At 64.6% G+C, this 16,380-nt stretch carries 19 protein-coding genes; all 19 read right to left on the reverse strand.

Translation table 11 applies throughout. The features are described from left to right. Nucleotides 1–3 precede the first annotated feature (3 nt). On the reverse strand, nt 4–282 hold the full coding sequence (locus WS78_RS12600) for a phage baseplate plug family protein (protein WP_059575434.1): 279 nt from the start codon (nt 280–282) through the stop codon (nt 4–6). Then, on the reverse strand, nt 279–1,013 hold the full coding sequence (locus WS78_RS12605) for a hypothetical protein (protein ID WP_059575433.1): 735 nt from the start codon (nt 1,011–1,013) through the stop codon (nt 279–281). Before WS78_RS12605 ends, WS78_RS12600 begins: the two co-directional genes overlap by 4 nt. A gap of 1 nt (nt 1,014) precedes the next feature. Beyond that, nucleotides 1,015–2,703, reverse strand: coding sequence for a lytic transglycosylase domain-containing protein (locus WS78_RS12610; RefSeq protein ID WP_059575431.1), 1,689 nt, complete (start codon nt 2,701–2,703; stop codon nt 1,015–1,017). A 120-nt stretch (nt 2,704–2,823) separates the two neighbouring features. After that, entirely contained in the window at nt 2,824–3,432 is a 609-nt protein-coding gene (locus WS78_RS12615) for a hypothetical protein (RefSeq protein WP_059575429.1), read from the reverse strand. Next, a complete protein-coding gene (locus WS78_RS35845) occupies nt 3,429–3,872 on the reverse strand; it encodes a hypothetical protein (RefSeq protein ID WP_065494859.1) in 444 nt (147 codons plus the stop codon). Before WS78_RS35845 ends, WS78_RS12615 begins: the two co-directional genes overlap by 4 nt. A 12-nt stretch (nt 3,873–3,884) precedes the next feature. Continuing rightward, nucleotides 3,885–5,207, reverse strand: coding sequence for a hypothetical protein (locus WS78_RS12630; protein WP_059575425.1), 1,323 nt, complete (start codon nt 5,205–5,207; stop codon nt 3,885–3,887). Nucleotides 5,208–5,225: 18 nt separating this feature from the next. Further along, nucleotides 5,226–5,519, reverse strand: a complete 294-nt coding sequence (locus WS78_RS12635) for a hypothetical protein (protein WP_059575423.1) — start codon at nt 5,517–5,519, stop codon at nt 5,226–5,228. 4 nt (nt 5,520–5,523) lie between these two features. Continuing rightward, nucleotides 5,524–6,483: a hypothetical protein gene (locus WS78_RS12640; protein ID WP_059575421.1), complete on the reverse strand. Its 960-nt coding sequence runs from the start codon at nt 6,481–6,483 to the stop codon at nt 5,524–5,526. Continuing rightward, nucleotides 6,483–6,917 (reverse strand): hypothetical protein, encoded by a 435-nt coding sequence (locus tag WS78_RS12645; RefSeq protein ID WP_226377142.1) that lies wholly within the window; start codon nt 6,915–6,917, stop codon nt 6,483–6,485. Before WS78_RS12645 ends, WS78_RS12640 begins: the two co-directional genes overlap by 1 nt. Beyond that, nucleotides 6,917–7,375 (reverse strand): hypothetical protein, encoded by a 459-nt coding sequence (locus WS78_RS12650; protein WP_059575419.1) that lies wholly within the window; start codon nt 7,373–7,375, stop codon nt 6,917–6,919. The genes WS78_RS12645 and WS78_RS12650 overlap by 1 nt, the downstream gene beginning before the upstream one ends. Before the next feature lies 1 nt (nt 7,376). Then, nucleotides 7,377–7,895 carry a peptidase associated/transthyretin-like domain-containing protein gene (locus tag WS78_RS12655; RefSeq protein WP_059575417.1) on the reverse strand — a complete coding sequence of 173 codons (519 nt, stop codon included), beginning with the start codon at nt 7,893–7,895 and terminating at the stop codon, nt 7,377–7,379. Between the two features lie 79 nt (nt 7,896–7,974). Further along, nucleotides 7,975–9,000 carry a hypothetical protein gene (locus WS78_RS12660; protein WP_059575415.1) on the reverse strand — a complete coding sequence of 342 codons (1,026 nt, stop codon included), beginning with the start codon at nt 8,998–9,000 and terminating at the stop codon, nt 7,975–7,977. Between the two features lie 12 nt (nt 9,001–9,012). Beyond that, complete coding sequence (locus WS78_RS12665) at nt 9,013–9,609, reverse strand: hypothetical protein (RefSeq protein ID WP_059575413.1); 597 nt, start codon at nt 9,607–9,609, stop codon at nt 9,013–9,015. Nucleotides 9,610–9,612: 3 nt separating this feature from the next. Beyond that, entirely contained in the window at nt 9,613–11,460 is a 1,848-nt protein-coding gene (locus WS78_RS12670) for an NUDIX domain-containing protein (protein WP_059575411.1), read from the reverse strand. A 1-nt stretch (nt 11,461) separates the two neighbouring features. Then, a complete protein-coding gene (locus WS78_RS12675; protein ID WP_059575409.1) occupies nt 11,462–12,298 on the reverse strand; it encodes a hypothetical protein in 837 nt (278 codons plus the stop codon). Nucleotides 12,299–12,301: 3 nt separating this feature from the next. Then, nucleotides 12,302–13,759, reverse strand: a complete 1,458-nt coding sequence (locus tag WS78_RS12680; RefSeq protein WP_226377143.1) for an anti-CBASS protein Acb1 family protein — start codon at nt 13,757–13,759, stop codon at nt 12,302–12,304. After that, nucleotides 13,760–15,034, reverse strand: coding sequence for a hypothetical protein (locus WS78_RS12685; RefSeq protein WP_059575407.1), 1,275 nt, complete (start codon nt 15,032–15,034; stop codon nt 13,760–13,762). After that, on the reverse strand, nt 15,031–15,501 hold the full coding sequence (locus WS78_RS12690; RefSeq protein ID WP_059575405.1) for a hypothetical protein: 471 nt from the start codon (nt 15,499–15,501) through the stop codon (nt 15,031–15,033). The genes WS78_RS12685 and WS78_RS12690 overlap by 4 nt, the downstream gene beginning before the upstream one ends. A gap of 286 nt (nt 15,502–15,787) precedes the next feature. Beyond that, the gene (locus WS78_RS12695; protein ID WP_059575403.1) at nt 15,788–16,375 is read right to left on the reverse strand and encodes a hypothetical protein; all 588 of its coding nucleotides are present in this window, start codon (nt 16,373–16,375) and stop codon (nt 15,788–15,790) included. Between the last annotated feature and the right edge of the window lie 5 nt (nt 16,376–16,380).

Here is a 16,380-nt window from a genome sequence, read left to right on the forward strand (position 1 = left end):
CGATCAGGGGTTGACTTCGAAGTTGCCGCTGTCCTCTCGGTACAGCAGCGTCGAGGTCGAGAAGGCGCCGGGCGCGAGAGGAATGTCGTAGCCGAGCGGCGAGCCGACCATTCCACCCGACCATGCGACGTTGCCGTTTTGGTCGGTCAGCGTGACGTACCAGCGTTGGCCGGCGATGTTCCACGTCACGGACAGCGAATACGAGACGCCGTCGAGCGAAACGGTCGCCTGGAACGGCGGTGTCGTGGCGTTCGACGGCAGGAAAGCGATGAGCGTCGTCATAGCACGGGCTGCGAAAGGAACTGATTCACGACACCGGCCATATTGCCGACGCCCTCGAGCGCGCCCTGCACTGCTGAGCCGGCCGCCGCGACGGCGCCGGACCATGCCGGCGACGTCACCTGCTGACCACCCGCCAGCTTGCTCATCAGCGCGCCGAACGCGCTGCTCGCCGCCTGCTGCGTCAACAGCGGCTGCACGAAATCGAGCTGCCACTGGATCTGCTGCTGCTTGCCCTCGCCGCTCGTGACGTCGGTCATCGACGTCAGGATGCAGTTCGTGTAGATCCGCGCGGGCGTGGCGACGTGAAATGTGCCGCCCGCCGCGCAGTGCGCTTCGAGCGAGCTTTGCAGCGACGTGAAGATCGCCAGCTTCGTCAGGTAGCCGCCGGTGTCCTTCACCGGCGCGATCATCAGCAGCGAGACGTTCTTCGGCTGCATCACGATCGCGTTGCCGGCGACCTGCTGGTTCGCGAACGGATACGTGCCGACCGCGTTGTTGATGATCGTGCCGCCGGGCAGCACCACGAACCGCGCGAAGAAGTTGTCGAGGCTTACGCTGCCGCTCGACAGGATGCTCTGCGCGAGCGCGCCGAGCTGACCGACGAGGCCGATGATCGGCATCATGCCGCCGAGTGTGTTCGCGACGATCCCGCCGTTCAGGATGATCGGCGAGACCTGAAATGACAGGTCGTACGCCGAGCGAAAGCCCGAAGAGAGGTCGAGTCCAGCCATGTCACATTCCCGGTGCTGCTGCGTTGGCCTGCACGGCGACGCGCGCGGACGTGTTGTTGCTCACCTCGACCTTCACCTTGACGCCGGTTCGCTTCGCCATCTCGGCGGTGATCGACGCGATGTACTTGCGCGTCTCGGCCGGCAGGCCTTGCTCCCACTGCGCGCCGTTCTTCGCGATGTCCTTGTCGAGGTTGCCCTGCCCCCAATTGTACGCAGCCAGCGCTTTGCGAATATCACCCCGATACTTGCGCATCAGGTCGCCCATCATTCGGGAATTCGCGTCTGCCGAGTCGTGCAGGTTGAACGGATCTTTCAGGCCGTACTGCTCGGCGGCCGCCGGCATGAACTGGAACGGCCCTTTCGCACCGCGCGGCGATACCGCGTTGATGTCGCCGCGCGATTCGACCATCTCCTGCGCGTACATCAGGCCTGCGGGCAAGCCTTGCGCCTTCTCCATGCCGGGGAAATAGTTCGGCTCGCCGGTCAACTTCTGCACGCCGCCAGCCAGCTTGTCGACCGTCGTCGGCTGCAGCGCAGCCCATGCGGCGGCTTTCTCTGCATCCGTTTCCGGTCCACCGCCGCCGAAGAACTTCCCCACCTTCCGGATCGCGCCGACGATGTCGGCGATGCCATCCGCGAAGTCCTTCAGATCCTGCTTGAAGCCCGGCGAACCGAGGTAGGTCGTCAGGCTCGTGATGCCGTCCGACACCGCCTTCAGGTTCTTCGGCGTGAAGATATCGTTGATCAGCTGGTCGGCGTCCTTCGTCAGCGTCGTCACGAACGCGCGCAGCGACGGCGCGAGCTCGACCAGCCGATTCGTCAGCGACGTCTCGAGCGTGCGGCCGGCGAGCGTGATCTGGCGATCGAACTCGTACCACGCCTGCGTCGTGCCGTTGCTGACGTTCAGCGACCGCTGATCGCGGCTATATTGCGAGCGCGCGGCGTTCAGTTCCGACAGCGGCGTATTGCCGAGCCGGCGCATGTCTTCGAGTGTCAGGCCAGACTGCGTGAAGCCGGCAGCCGAGAGGTTCTCGGCGGTGCGCTGCGAGGCCGGTGTCTTCGTCCACCAGTCATGCGCGCGCGTGGCGAGCCGGATTGCGAGCTGATCGGGGCCCTGATTCGCGACGGCCTGCGACCCGAGGCCAGTCGCAAGACCGAGCCATACGCGGCCCTGGTAGCTGTTCTGCGCGTCGGCGACGTGCGACAAAATGCTCGGGTCGAGGAAGCGCCCGAAATCCATCCCGAACGCCTTGTACTGGCCCGGCGTCAGGCCGACGCCGCGCGCGCCGCGCTGCTCGGTCACAGCCGAATGCGCGAGATCGCGCAGGCTGATCGCGCCGAGGATGCCGCCCAGACCGGCGATCCCGCCACCGATGGCGCCGAACTTCAGCAGCCACTTGCCGATGTCGAAAACGGCCTTGCCGACGTTGCTGGCCTCCTTCGCCATCTTCGACATCGTATGCAGGCCTTCGCGCGCCATGACGTTGAATTGGCGCTGCGCCTCGGTCGACGACTGAATGCCGCTCGCGAGCGATTTCGCGGTGGCCGCGTTCCGGCGCATCGACGAATCGATCTGCTGCCACTCCTTCGGCATGCCTTGGATCTTCGACTCGAACTGTTCGAACAGTTCGTAGAACGCTTTGAATTGCGCGTCGTTGATCTCGATCGGAATGATCGACTTGTTAGCCACTGGCGCCTCTCAGGATGCGGATCAGTTCGATGAGGTTGCGGTCGCGGAAGTCGCGCGCGCTGCGGTGCGGGGAATCATGGCGCTCGAACGTCTCCCGAAACCCCTCACCTGCGACGAACTTCAGGACGGAACCGACGACACCACCGCCGGCGCCGAAGTCGCGCCCTTCGTCGAGGTCGGCAAGGAAGCGCTGAATTCCAAAGGCGGCAAGGACGTGATCGACCCCTTCAGCAGGGAAGCTGTGCGATTCGCGTGATTCTTCCGCTCCGCTTTGCTTGCCAGCGCATAGATGCAGGTAAAAAAAACGACTGCAGACTCGACCTCCGCCTGATCTTCATCATCGATCTTGCCGGCAGATACGGCGCTTTCGAGCGGCAGCAAATCCCAACCGGCGGCCGTCGGCACGAGCACCATCGTGAGGCGACGGATTTCGGCGAGGAGCGCCGGTGTCGCGAGATCGACCGGGGCGCCATCCTTATCGACGAGCCCGCGCGCAGCAGCCTCGCGCAGGCCTTCATCGCGCAGCGTGAGCGCCGCGATGAGGGGGCCAGCGTCCATCATGTACATGGCGCCCTTGCTCGTCAGCGACGCCTTCGTCGCCGCGAGCACCCGGTAGTTCGCCTCGAACACCGCGCGCGAGATCGGCGTGTGGTAGCCCCACACGCGTACACCGGCCTCGTCCGTCACGACCGGCACGACGAGGTTCATCGCCTCGTTGATCTGGATCACGTCATGCTCCACAGGTCATTGTTGGTGTAGTACGTGCCGCGCAGCACGAGCATACAGACTGCGTCCATGCCGTCGAACGCGTTCGGGTCGAAGTGACGGATCGCGGTGTCATACAGCGTGAACGAGTCGAACGCGGCGGAATCGCTGTTGATCTTGACCTGGCCGAGCACGCTATTCGCTTCCCACTGCGCGCGCCACGCCATCGACAGCGCCTGCGTGCGCAGGATGCCGACCGTGATCGTCGCCGGCACGTACGGCGCCGGCGAGTTCACGAGTCCCGTGCCGGTGCCGGTCTGATCGGTGAAGTCACCCTCGAACGCGATGCGCGCGAACGATTTCCCCATGTACGGCGCCGTGATGTTCAGAGACGTGAAGGCCGGTACGATGACCGAGCACCGAACGCGGTTCAGGGTGCCTTGGCTGACAAGCGGGTTTGCCATTTGTGGCTCTCCTTAGAACTGGACCGCGTCGACGTTGAAGGTGATCGTCAGGAACCCGTTCTGACCGACGACCGTCGCCGCGAGGCCGTTGTAAATGCCGGCCGCGTAATCGCCCGGGTTCTGCGTCGTGTACTGCTGGAAGCTCGTGGCCGTGATCGATACCGACTGCGCGCAGCCGAACGTGACCGCGCTCGAGCCGGCGCCTTCGGCAACCGATTCGACCGTGTTGATACCGGGCTGATCGTAGAGTAGCGGCGGATTGCTGTTCGAGCCGTTGATGATCGCGGCCGCGATGCGCTGCTTCGCCTGGATCTGGAACCAGTCGATCCCATACCACCAGCTCGCCTGATCGCCGCTCATCAGCGTGCCCTTGAACACGCATGCCGTCGAAATTCCGCCCTCCGCGCCCGTCAGCACGAGATTGCCGTAACCGCTCAGGATCGACGTGATCTGCGCGTTGTAGCCCTGCGCCGGCCACGCCGTGACGCCGAACAGGTAGCGGTAGGCCATCGGCGCGAGCTTGTTCGACGCGCCCGGCTGGTTCACCAGCCACTGGTAGAAGAACGCGGCCGCCGTGAATTCCGTCGACGGCGCGAGCGGGCTCGGCACCACTGCGAACACCGATTTCAGCGTCGAGTAGTTCGCGAGGTTCGTCGAGCTCGTCGTGACGAAGAAGTACGTCTTGCTGGTCGGCGACGAGTACAGGCTCGCGAGGATGTTCAGTGCCGATGCGAGGTTCGCCGTGGCGACCGCGCCGGTACCGCCGCCGCCCGAGAACGATACGGTCGGCGCCGCGGTATAGCCCGAGCCGGGATTCGTGATCGTGACTGCCGCGACCTTGCCGTTCTGGATGATGGCCGTGCCGGTCGCGGTCGTGCCCGACGTCGGCGCGGAGAACGTGACCGTCGGCGCGGACGTGTAGCCCGAACCGCCGTTCGTCACGACGACGCTGCCGACCTCGTCCTTCGAGTAGTCCCATGCCGCCGGCACGAGGTACGCGTAGAAGATGCCCGGGTTGTTCGAGATCCACGTCTGCAGCAGGCCGATGCCTTGATCGACGCCCGTTTCGACGCCGAGCTCGAGCACGTAGAAGCCGATGGCCGAGCCCTGCGCAAAGTGCGTCGCGGCCATGTTCGCGAGCTCGGTCGAGTTACCAGCGCCGCTCTGGATTGCCGTCAGATCGGACTGCAGTCCGATGTACTGATACGTGCCGGCCGTGAGGTTCGTGCCGCCCACCGAGACGATCGCACCGCTGCGCTGAAGCTGCGACGGCACGGGCGCCCGGGTGACGGTGACGTTCAGATTGACGATCGTCGAGGTGATGGTTTGCGCCATGGTGGGCGGTCTCCGAAGTTATGCCCAGGAAACGGACACGGTCCCGCCGGTCGGCGGAACGATGACGATCCCGGTTGAGGTCGGCATGCCATAGAACTGATACGTGCCGATGGCTTGCGGAATCACGCCGACTTGGTTGGCCGCCGCATTGCCGCTCGTCGCGGTGTTGTCGTAGACGCCGCCCGCCGCGCTACCGGCCGCGACGACGGAGACGGTGTAGATGCGCCCGGGCGCGCTCTTGATGACGGTCGTCGTCGTAATGTCGAGCGACGTGATATTGCCGCCGGGTTGCGGCGGGAAATACTGGGGCATGGCTTTACTCCTGGATGGTGGTGGTGATGCTGGCCGACAGGATCAGCCGCCGCGCGATCGCGTCAGCGGTTCCCTGGTAGTACGACGCGAGGATCGTCAGGGTCTTCTTCATCGCAAGCGCCGCAATCTCAACCTGCATGCGCTTCTCGTCGCGGATCGCCGGCGAATTGCAAAATCCGAAGTCGTCGGTGTTCAGCGAGTAGTCGACCAGCGCCGCGTAGAACTGGATCGCGCGCTGGTTCGTGAAGCCGTAAAACGTGAGCCGCACGGTATCGCGCATGAGCTGCGCGCTCGCCATCTGCTGCAGCGCCGTCGGCGGCGTCGGCGTGCCCGGCCACGTGTAGGTCGGGAACGACTGGATCGCGATCGTCTCGCCCGGCTCGATGTGCGCCGTCACATATGGCGGTTCGACGTTGTCCGGCACGAGAAACGACGGATACACCGGCGCGCCGGCGAGGCTCGCCAGCGATAGCCAGATCGGCAGGCTGTTCGATACGATCGGCTCGACCGGCAGGTCGGCCGCGCTCGCGACGAGCTGTGACGCCAGCGCCGGATACACCGCGAAGCCGCGGTAATGCCACAGGCCGGCCTGCTGGTAGTTCAGCCCGGTTTCGGAGAATGCGACCTGCAGCGTCGCACCGTCGACCTGCCACGTGCCGATCCACATCGTCCCCGGGGCGATTGTATTGAGCTGCGAAATCTCCTGCTCGGCCGTGAACAGCAGCTTGTTCGCGGCGATCGTCTGGTCTTCTTCCTGCCGACGGTCGGTCAGGATGTGCAGCGAGCCGCTGAACTGCTGCGCGGTGCCGGTCGCCACCCAGAACACGTAGCCATCCGTGGGAAGCGTCGATTTCGTGTATTGCTGGAACGTGACCGACTGGTTGCGCGAGAGCTGCTCGACGCCGGCCTCGAGCGCCGCGGCGAGATCGCCCGGCGCGGCCGCTGCTTCATCGATCAGTCCCATCAGTCAGTCACCCATGCACGAAACGACGCTTGGTAGAGGCCCGTGTCGACGAATTCCGGCCGCGCCGGGTTCTCGGCGGCGTACGGCCGCTTCTTCCGATGGTTCACGCCTTCGTCAGCGGCCGCGACCGATTGCGCGCTGGTCTGCTTCCATTCACGCGCATCGAGGAAGTCCCGAAACAGCTCACCGATCTTTCCCGTCGATATGTCGACCGACAGGCGGCCGACCGGCTTGCCCTGCGCGATGCTTTCGATTTCGCCGGCGATGTCGTTCGCCAGCAGCTCGCCGATCTCCTCCTCGTACATCTCGAGGAACACGCGCATCACGTGGTACTCGTCCTCGATGAACGTCGCGACGTCGCCCGTGGTGACACCGGGCTTCGCGTCCGGCCCGGTATAGGCGACGTCGATCACGCCGAGGTGGAGAGTAGGCATCAGGAAACTCCGACGACGTCGGGACCGAACTGCTGCGCATATGAGAGATATTCCCTTCCCCATGGCGTCTTCAGCAGGTCGAGATCCTGCATCGTCAGGTTCTTCATGAAATCCGGGACGACGAGACTGTTCGACGTGCCGTTGTCCGCCGACGACTGCACGACGCCCCCAACGAACGCCATCAGCTTGAACGCCGTGCGTTGCTGCGAGAAGAACGTCGACGGAGGAATGTCCTGCGCGACCTTCAGCAGCCGGTGCATGCCGAGGTTGTACACGGCTAGCACGTAGACGATCGACGGCACGCTGCAGGGCGGCACGAGCGCGAGATTCATCGCCATCGTGTACGCCCACTGCAGGTACTGCGAGTCCGTCGGCAGGTCAGCCTGCGGCACGCCCTGGTTGTAGACGAACGTCGTGAAGTCCGCGAGATTCGGCTGCGTCGGGTCGACGAAGGCCATATCAGACGGGGAGCTTGGTATCGGCGCGGCCGTCCGGCGCCACCGACAGAGAGAAATTCACTTCGTCACCGGTCGGCTTCTGGCCGGGCGGGACATCCTGCTTCACTTCCACCGAGGTCACGCTCGCCATGCGCCGGCCCTTGCCACCGCCCTTCTTGTCGCGCGTGGCGCTGTCGAAGGCGAGCGCGCTGCGCGTCGCTTCTTGCGCGGAGCGATGCTCCTGCGTGTCGACGAGCTGATCGTGGCCGGTGACGATGTGCGTTTCGGTAACGGGCTTGCCGACGCGGTAGAGGTAGCCCGAGAACTCGCTGATCTTGCCGTTCACCTCGGCCGCGTTGCGGAAGCCGAATTGCTCGAGGTGACGCACCAGCGCTTCGATGACGGCACTCGACGCGCCGCGCGCGATCTCGCGCTGCTGGCCCGACGGGATATGCACGACCTGCGCCTTGCCGGCGTGTTCGGGCGAACGGAAGTGGTGATCGAGATGCTGCTTCGTGCAGTTGGCGATGAAAATCGACATGTCGTCCTCGGGAAAAAGAAAGGGGCGCCACGCGGGCGCCCCTTCAGGGTGGTGATACAGACTCTCGCTACGGTGCTGCTCAGTGCGGCATCGACAGGATCGTGATGCCTTCCGGACGGACGCCCCAGCCGGACGTCACGCGCAGTTCCTGCACTTCGGTGATGCCGCCATCGGGGATCGGCGTCGGGATCTTGATCGGCGCCGCGGCGTCCGCGTACATCAGGTTGACCGCCTTCATGTTCGGCGTGATGTCCGCCGCCACGTTGGTGTTGATGCCCGCGATGTCCGGCTTCTCGATCTCGGGGATCGTCAGGATCACCGCGTCCGAGCCGCCGGCGCCCTTGCCGATCAGCGTGTCGTCGAAGTACCACTCGATCTCGTCGCCCATTTCCTCGACGACATTCTGCACCACCTGGCCGACCGTGGCCGTACCGGCGCCGGGGCGCTGATATTGCACGACCTGCACGATCGAGCCATACGACAGCTGCAGGAATACGCGCTGCGGGCTGACGATGCGGATCTTGCTGCGCACGTTGCCGCCCGACTGGAACATGCGCGTCTTCAGCGCGACGATCTGCGCGAGGATCCACAGCGCCATCTCGCCATTGTCGTAGGTCGACACCGTCGTGTTGCCGTAGCTGTCGGGCGGCAGAGTCACCGCCGTGGCGCCGACCGTGTTCACCAGACCTTCGCCGTTCGCCGGGTTGAAGCCGTACAGCAGGCCCGTGCGCATCTGCTGGAAGATGCCCTGACGCTGTGCGAGATCCTGCGCGGCCGGCAGGCCAACCGAGTATGCAGCCGCGGCGGCCGTATCGTGGTGGTCCCACTGAGCGCGCGTGCGGATCAGATACGTCGCCGTGCCGTAGAACGTCGCGGTCAGCGATGCCGACGGCAGCAGGTTCGGCGCGCCCTGCGATGCCTGCGTTTCGGTGCGCAGGTCGAGCGCGTTGATGTAGACGAAGAGGTCTTCGCTACCGATCTTCACGCGCGGCTTGCCGCCCGGGAGAGCGTTGAACGCGCCGGAGGCCTGCGCGTAGGTGACGATCAGCTCGGGCTCCGAGAAGCTCGGCGCGACCTTGGCCTGAGCCGGGAAGTAATTTGCCATTTCGGAGGCTCCTTAGATCTGGATGATCGCGGCCGCACCCTCGGTCCAGGTGAGTGCACCTGTGCCCGAGTTGTAGCTGACGATCTTGCTTTTCGTGTTGACAGACAGCACCTTGCACGCGAGCGCGCCGGCGCCCGAGCTGTATGCGACCAGCTTCTGGTTCGTGAAATCCCACGAGACCTGTTGGTTGATCGCGCCCGTGTCGAGGTTGCCGGCCAGCGTCGCGTCGCACTGCACCGCGATGCGCGCGTTCGAGCCGAGGCGATAGAACATCGCCGTCATGCCAGCCGTGAGCTGCGGCACGTTGTTGCCCGGCGTCAGGATCGCGTTGTACGACCGGTTGATGACGGTGAAGCCCGTCACGCCGGCGTTGTTCGCGGCGATCACCAGCGAGTTGCCGAGACCATTCTGGTTCGGCGCGGCGACGTTCTCGGTGATGGCCATGCCGCCCCAGACCGGGCCGGTGACCGACGCAGCGATGATCGCGCTCGCCAGCCACATGTTCGACGACGGATCGTCCATGACGGCGCCCTGGACATAGCCCTCCGTATCGATGCGGAAGGTGCCAGTCGGCGAGCTCGTCACCATCGGGTTGAACGAAATCGACATGGCTTATGCCCCCTTGGCTTGGCGGTTGAGCTTGCAGACGACGCCCGGCGACGTGAAGTGCTGCATCCACGTTGCGATGTCGCCCGCAAAGCGGGTGATCTGGCGGCCCGCTTCGTCACGCGAGACGATCGGGATGAGGCGGCCGGCCGGGGCCGATGCCGGGTTACGCGCGGCGACTTGCGCATCGGCGTAGATCTTGTCCTCGACCACCTTGAACGCGGCGCCGTCGAGCGCGTCGAGTTTCACGCCCTTCATGTCCGGGCTGTGCGATGCGAGCTTCGAAGCGAGGCGCTTGCGATAGTCGATCGGGCTTTCGCCGTGCAGCGGCGCGGTCGCGTTCTGGCCGAACATCTGCATGACCGAATCGGCGCGCATCTGGGCGGATGCCAGTGCGTCGCGGTCCTCGACCGACAGCGGCTTGACCAGCGTCGACAGCGTGCCGTCCATGCGCTGGATCTGGGCACGCAGTTCGGCATTCTCGCGGGCGAGGCGTTGCGAGTCGGCACGTGCGGCAGAATCCGCGCGTTCCTTCTCATCCTCGTCCTTCTTCTCGGCCGAGTCGGCGCGCTCTTCCTCGCGATGCTCCGCTTCGCCTTCCTTGATGGCCGCGGCGATTTCGCCCTCGGCCTTCTTTTCGAGGCCCATTTCCTTCTCGCCTTCGCGCTCGGCTTCCTTCTCTGCCGAATCCGCCGTGAGCGGCTTGGCCGGCATTTCGTCGCCACCCTTGTTTTCGATGGCGTCCATGCGCGAGCAGACGCTGTCCATGCGCTTCATCAGCGCATCGGCCCATGCCGGGGCCTGTTCTTCCATACCATCCATTTCAGGATCTCCTGTGTTGACTCCGCTGGGCTCGCCGCCTTTGTCCCACACGCCCTCTTCGCAGATTGCGAGGTGGTCGAGATAGGACGGCTTGCCTTCAATGAGGACCGATTTACCGTCGACCTCGACGGCTTCGGCTGAGCCCGCGTCGCGGAAGATCACCGCGGGACTGGTCGACGCGTGCGACGTCGGCATCAGCCGGGCCGCGTCGTCGTCGAATACTTTTGCGACGCCCCGCACTTCCGTTTCGGTCAGATACGGCAGGAAGATCGTGCCGATCGACCGATCGCGGTACTCGTCGCTGTTGAGGATCGTCTTCTTCGGGTGCTCGAAGATCACCGGCAGGCCGTTGCACCGCTGCCGGAATTCCTCGGTCAGGAAGTTCTCAGGCGGCCGATACACGAACTCGTCGTGCTCGGTGCGGTAGCTGGTGCCGGTGCCGGTGATGCGTAGGTCGAATAGCCAGACATTTTCGTAGCGCTGCGGCGACAGCAGCTCGCCGGCCGCCATGCGCTTCGCGATATCCAGCTCGTTGCCGGTCAGCAACTCGATCGTCTGCGCGACCGCCGGGTGCATCTTCTCCGGCAGGCTGGCGGGCGCGGCCCACTGCCAAGCCGTGTGCTCGTCGTTCAGGACGGGCTTGAACGGCTCGGGAACGTTCTGCAGGAAGCACGTGTATTCGCCCACGCCCCCGGAAATTGCGTTGCGCCGCGCGGCCCAGCGCAGCCCTTCCGGGCATCCGCCGATTTCCTCAACCGTTTCGCGCACCGCGGCCTGCTCGGGCGTTTCGTCGCCCTCGGCATGGCCGCCGGGCTGTTCCCACTCGCCGGTGTCGCTGCGCTGCACGAGCAGGAACAGCGGGCCCGGCGCGCGGAACAGGATGCCGGCGCAGTCGGCCGACGTCTGCGCATCCGCGCGCGCCTTGTCGGCGTTCACGAATTCCTCACCGACCGACTTCGGAATGCCGAGCGTGCTGTGGCCGTGCGCCGCGGCTTCCATCGCGCGGTGCTGCTTCTCGCTCACAGTCGGCATTTCAGGGTTTCCGGATTCGGGTTTCTTCCAGCGCCCGCCGACCTTTCTCAGTCAGCATCTCGGGCGGCAGATCGCGCAGGTTGTTCATGTACACGCCATAGCAGCGGCAGAAAGGCTCCTCGGCCGGCTGCGTGATCTCGTCGAGATAGCCGTCGCCCTTCGTAATCAGCCCCTGCTGAAGCGCCCACGAGCCGCGCACGACGTAAAAGCGCTTGTCGCGCTCCTTGTGGTCTGGCCGATAGTCGTAGCCGGCCTGCCGCCAGTGCGAGCGCCACATCATCGCGATCGCCTGCGTCTGCTCAGCGATGACCGCATTGATCGACGACATGAGCTTGTGCCCCTGGTCGATCGACACGCGGCGTTCCTCGTAGCGCAGCTGCCGGATCGGCTTGGCGATGCTCTCGCGCACCTCTGGCTTGTCCACCGCGCGCGAGCCGCCGGCGGGCACCGATGACACCCATCCGGCGAGACGCTGCAGCGACTGCTCGACCGCGCGCTCGCGGTTCAGCTTGATCAGGTCGACGCTCGCGCGCACGCGCTTGTCGAGCTCCGGGCGCAGCGACGGCGTGATGCGCTCGATCGTGAAGCGCGGCACGCCCGGGTGATAGCGCAGCGCGCCGGTCTTCGACAGCGCGCGGTGGAACACAGCATCCATCGCGCTCTGCATCCGATTGCGCATTTCGGCGTCGGTCGGCAGATCGGCCATCGCGGCGAAGCGCAGCCGGCGCAGCCATTCCTGCAGCCGGGCCGGATCGTCGTAACCGTGCTCGCTGATGTCGCGGATGGCCTCGGTCAGCACGTCATGAAACGTGCGGTTAATTGCGGGGCGGACGCTCATCGGCTACTCATGCGACGATTCGACTTCTGGATGCGGCTCGGTGGGCAGCAGCGGCGGCTCGTACGATTTCAGCGCCTCGAGATCGATCTCGAGCGGCGCCGAGAACATGAGCTTGCGCTCGTTCATAACCTCGGCCAACCATCCGATCGCCATCGCCTTATTCTCCGGATCCAGCTCGGGGAGCATCACCTCGACGCACGCGATCGCCGCCTTCGTGATTACGTCGTCGGTCTTGATCTTCTCGCTGTCCGGCTCGACCAGCAGGTTCGGCCATGTGGCGGTGAAAGCGTTCTTCCACTCCATGAACGCCGTCGCATATGGCATGTTTCCGTACAAGCTCGGGTGCTTGCGCTGCATCGATGCATAGAACTCGGGACTCCATGCGCGGCGCATCACGATCGGGTCGAGAAAGTCGTATGCCGGCCCCATCTCGATCCGCACTCGGTCGATGAACCGAGCGATCAGCTTCGCGTCCTCGGTGCCCTCGCCGAACCCTTCGGTCAGCGTGTCCTGCGCGATCATCACGGCCGGCATCTTCGCGGACGTCGCGATGTTCTTAATGACGTTCATGCGCGCGAACTCCGCGGCGTCGCGGATGTTCTTCAGGTCAATCGACTCAATGCTTTCCTCGATGCCGATCGACATCACGTTGCCCGTCTTCGCGCCCTTCAGCATGCGGCGCTTCAGGCCTCCCCAGGCGAGCGCAACCTTGTCGAGCACCGCGCCCGGCGACTTCATCTTGTAGACCAGTAGCCCCGATTTCTCGATGATCGCGTTGTCCGTGATCATCGCCTGCACGTATGACTTCAGCGGGTATAGCGCGCGCTGGTAGACCGAGCGGCCGACAAAGCCGAATGCGCTGTTCGTCCATTCGATGTAGATCGGTGCTTCGTTCAGCGCGATCACCGCGCGCGACGGGTGGTAGTCGTGGTTCGCGACGCGCAGGAACTGCGGCTTCTGGAAGTCCGGCGCATTCGGATTCTGGTTCAGCACCAGCGAGCCGGCCGTGTTCAGCGGATCGAGGATGTTGAAGTATAGGTCGAGCTCGTGCAGGCGCTCGACCGGCAGCGGCTCATCCGTCGGGAAATCCCGGGCGCCGACGATCAGCGAGGCGATGCCGTAGACGCGCTTCAACGTCATGAAGCTCTTGATGATCTCGTCCGCGCCGACGCCGCCCAGCTTCTTCCATTCCTTCCGGAACGCAGCGATCAGATCGTCCTCGGGCGTACCCGGAATCGTGATCTCGCGTTCCTGCGACAGCGCTTCCTCGTAAGGCGCCTCGGCCATCTTCGCGCCCAGCGGGTGGTAGCTGTAGATGACCTTGCACATCTCGTACGACGGGGGCGACCCGGGTTGCAGGTCATCAGCGCCCAGTAGCCGCATGAGCTCGGCGGACATCGCCGTGCCGACGTTCAGACTCGCTTGCGAGCCTTCGTCAGCATCGCCGTAGTAACCGCCCATTTAATAGCCCTCAGAATCGCCGAGGCTGATCGCCACGCCGTAGGTGAATGTGTCCAACAAGTCCTGATGGTGTGGCGTTTTCGTCCCGAGACGGAAGCCGCACACCTGCGAGATCAGGTGATTGCGCGTCTGGCCCTTGTAGTTCGTGACCTTGTCGTGCGCGTAGCGGCTGATCTTCACCTCGCCGCGGTGCACGTAGCCACTCACCGACAGCGCGCGCCCTTCCTTGCCGAGGTCGACCAGCTTTTCCTCGATCGGATGGAACGGCAGGCTACGGCGCTTGGCCTGCTGCAGCAGCACGATGCCGCTCGCCTTGTCTTCGATCCAGCCGCCGAGACTGCCCTGACGCGCGCCGACCTGCGCCGCGAGTTCTTCGCAGCGCTGCGCCACCGTCGGCAGCCACGATTCGAGCAGCGCGCCCTCGATCTGCAATACGTCCCAATCGAGGATGGTCAGCGGCGTGCCGGTGATGATGTTGCGCGCGTAGTAGGTGACAGCCGTGCCGTCGTGTTCGAGGCCATCCTTCAGCGCGGTGTCGACCACCGCGAAGACCTGGTCGCAACGGGTTGGATAGTCGACCGCCTGTCCGTCGACGAGCAGCGAGTCCTCGCTGAAGAACGCCGCGCCGTTCCAGTCGACGAAGTCGGCGAGGTATTCCTGCTGGTAGACCAGCGCCGGGTATTCATCCTTCAGCCGCGCGACGGCTTCCGGATCGAGCATAGGGTTCGAGGCCGTCGGCGCGTGGAACTCCAGCCACCCGAGGCTCTTATCCGTGCACGCTTCATAGAAGAAGTTGTCCGGGTCGATGCCTTTCGGCGTGCCCGCCATCACGGCGTGGCCCTTGCGATCGAGCAGCGTCGGCGCGATCGCCTGTTCCCAAATGTTCCGCAGGCCCTTCTGGACGAGCGAACCCTCGTCGATGATCACGCGATCGTAGAAGCGCGAGCGGCCGGCGTCCTCGTCTTGAAGCGTCCAGAACTCGACGCAGCCATCGCGCCGCGTTTCGATGACCTGGTCGATCTTCGATTTCGCGACGACGACTGGCTGGATCGTGCGCAGGATGCGCTTGTACGTCGGCAGGTTGAGCTTGTATGTCGGCCCGAACCAACCGACCTTCAGGCCGTTGTAGGCCCACTTCGATGCGCAGCGCTCGAGCAGCGTCGTCTTGCCGAAGCGTCGACCGCAGCGGATAACGACGCGCCGGTTCTCGTTGAATGCACGGCCGATGTCGGCCTGCTTCGCATGAAGCTCCTGCAGCTTGACGGATTGCTTCATACGTCGGGATTCGGGTCATCGAGGCCCGGGCCGCCCTCACCGCCTCCGCCTTCAGGGTCCGGCGTGTTGCGCCATTGAGCCTTGCGCCGGTTCTTCAGCCAGAAGATCGCGGCGGCCGTATCCGGCGGGTAGTGCTCGGTGTAGTTCTTCGTCACCACTTTGCCGTTGATCACGAAGAACTTCACGGCCGGATGACTGTAGCCAGTCGCGCGCCGAAACAGCTTGTCCGCGACCTCGGCGTCGGAGAGATCCTTACCTTCTTTTAGGGCCTGCAAAAAATCCGGATGCTCGTTTTTCCACGAGCCGATCGTGCGTTCGGACACGCAGAAGAAATCGGCGAGTTCCTTGTCGGTCGCACCGAGGCGGCAGAGCTTGCGCGCCTGGTCGGGGAATTCTTCGCGGTACGAGCTGGGCCGGCCGGCAGCCTTCGCAGGCTTGGCGCCCCTGCGCTTGGCTGAATCGTCCATGGTCGGCCGGTGGGTTGCCCGCGCCTGCCGGTTTCACGACGGAGAGGACATGCCATCGGATCGCCACATCGCGGACTGCGGGTGTTTTTGCGCACTGGCCCGCTTGCGCTCGCCATTGCGGACGTGGAAAAGAAAAAGCCCGGACGAGCCGGGCGAATCACGCGGGGGAGCGTGATGGAGACATCGAGGCAACGAAAAAGCCCGCTGGCTTTTGGCTCAGCGGGCTTTGGTCGCACGAATGACGTGTATCGAATATCGCGGATTATTGTGGGTCAAACGCACATTGTCAAGCGGTCGTGCTCTCGGCGAGCAATCCGGCTGCCGCCAGACGTCTCTCGACGGCGATCCATGCGACTTGAATCACGCCCAGCGTTTCCGCCTTCCGATCGCCGTCGAGCCACTTCCGCACCGCGGCGTTCTGCTTGCTGACCGTGTTCACGTGCGCCTCGCAATCCTTCGCGATCTCGACCAGGTCGCATTTCACCCCGAAGATGCGCTCGATGATGGCACGCCGCACGCGGTAGTGCGAAAAGCCCGAGCAGTACGCCGCCGATGCGCCTGTGAGCCAGCCGATCGCCGCCTGCCATTCGAGATTCGGCGTGCGCCCGCTGCAGCAGGACGCGCCACATGAGCATGGCAGGTCGCGCGGCGCCGCATTGGCCACGATCGCCGACAGGTGCAGCTCGGGCAATTCCTCGAGCTCGCGCCGGATCATACCGGCTTGTGCTGCGCCTTCGAGCCCAACCAGCCCGATCCCGCCGCTGCTCGGCGGCCGCAGCCGCTTCGCCATCAGCGTCTCGCCGTATTGCTGCGCCGAATAGCAGAGTGCGAACCGCACTGCGTCGAATGCCGATTTGAATTCGATGTTGTCCAATTTAC

It is taken from the genome of Burkholderia savannae (genome assembly GCF_001524445.2).
Taxonomy (GTDB): domain Bacteria; phylum Pseudomonadota; class Gammaproteobacteria; order Burkholderiales; family Burkholderiaceae; genus Burkholderia; species Burkholderia savannae.

Bases quoted from the DNA above. Each gene is read 5' to 3' on its own strand.
- WS78_RS12600 (WP_059575434.1), bottom strand. From the start codon at position 282: ATGACGACGCTCATCGCTTTCCTGCCGTCGAACGCCACGACACCGCCG.
- WS78_RS12605 (WP_059575433.1), bottom strand. From the start codon at position 1,013: ATGGCTGGACTCGACCTCTCTTCGGGCTTTCGCTCGGCGTACGACCTG.
- WS78_RS35845 (WP_065494859.1), bottom strand. From the start codon at position 3,872: ATGGCAAACCCGCTTGTCAGCCAAGGCACCCTGAACCGCGTTCGGTGC.
- WS78_RS12630 (WP_059575425.1), bottom strand. From the start codon at position 5,207: ATGGCGCAAACCATCACCTCGACGATCGTCAATCTGAACGTCACCGTC.
- WS78_RS12635 (WP_059575423.1), bottom strand. From the start codon at position 5,519: ATGCCCCAGTATTTCCCGCCGCAACCCGGCGGCAATATCACGTCGCTC.
- WS78_RS12640 (WP_059575421.1), bottom strand. From the start codon at position 6,483: ATGGGACTGATCGATGAAGCAGCGGCCGCGCCGGGCGATCTCGCCGCG.
- WS78_RS12645 (WP_226377142.1), bottom strand. From the start codon at position 6,917: ATGCCTACTCTCCACCTCGGCGTGATCGACGTCGCCTATACCGGGCCG.
- WS78_RS12650 (WP_059575419.1), bottom strand. From the start codon at position 7,375: ATGGCCTTCGTCGACCCGACGCAGCCGAATCTCGCGGACTTCACGACG.
- WS78_RS12655 (WP_059575417.1), bottom strand. From the start codon at position 7,895: ATGTCGATTTTCATCGCCAACTGCACGAAGCAGCATCTCGATCACCAC.
- WS78_RS12660 (WP_059575415.1), bottom strand. From the start codon at position 9,000: ATGGCAAATTACTTCCCGGCTCAGGCCAAGGTCGCGCCGAGCTTCTCG.
- WS78_RS12665 (WP_059575413.1), bottom strand. From the start codon at position 9,609: ATGTCGATTTCGTTCAACCCGATGGTGACGAGCTCGCCGACTGGCACC.
- WS78_RS12670 (WP_059575411.1), bottom strand. From the start codon at position 11,460: ATGCCGACTGTGAGCGAGAAGCAGCACCGCGCGATGGAAGCCGCGGCG.
- WS78_RS12675 (WP_059575409.1), bottom strand. From the start codon at position 12,298: ATGAGCGTCCGCCCCGCAATTAACCGCACGTTTCATGACGTGCTGACC.
- WS78_RS12680 (WP_226377143.1), bottom strand. From the start codon at position 13,759: ATGGGCGGTTACTACGGCGATGCTGACGAAGGCTCGCAAGCGAGTCTG.
- WS78_RS12685 (WP_059575407.1), bottom strand. From the start codon at position 15,034: ATGAAGCAATCCGTCAAGCTGCAGGAGCTTCATGCGAAGCAGGCCGAC.
- WS78_RS12690 (WP_059575405.1), bottom strand. From the start codon at position 15,501: ATGGACGATTCAGCCAAGCGCAGGGGCGCCAAGCCTGCGAAGGCTGCC.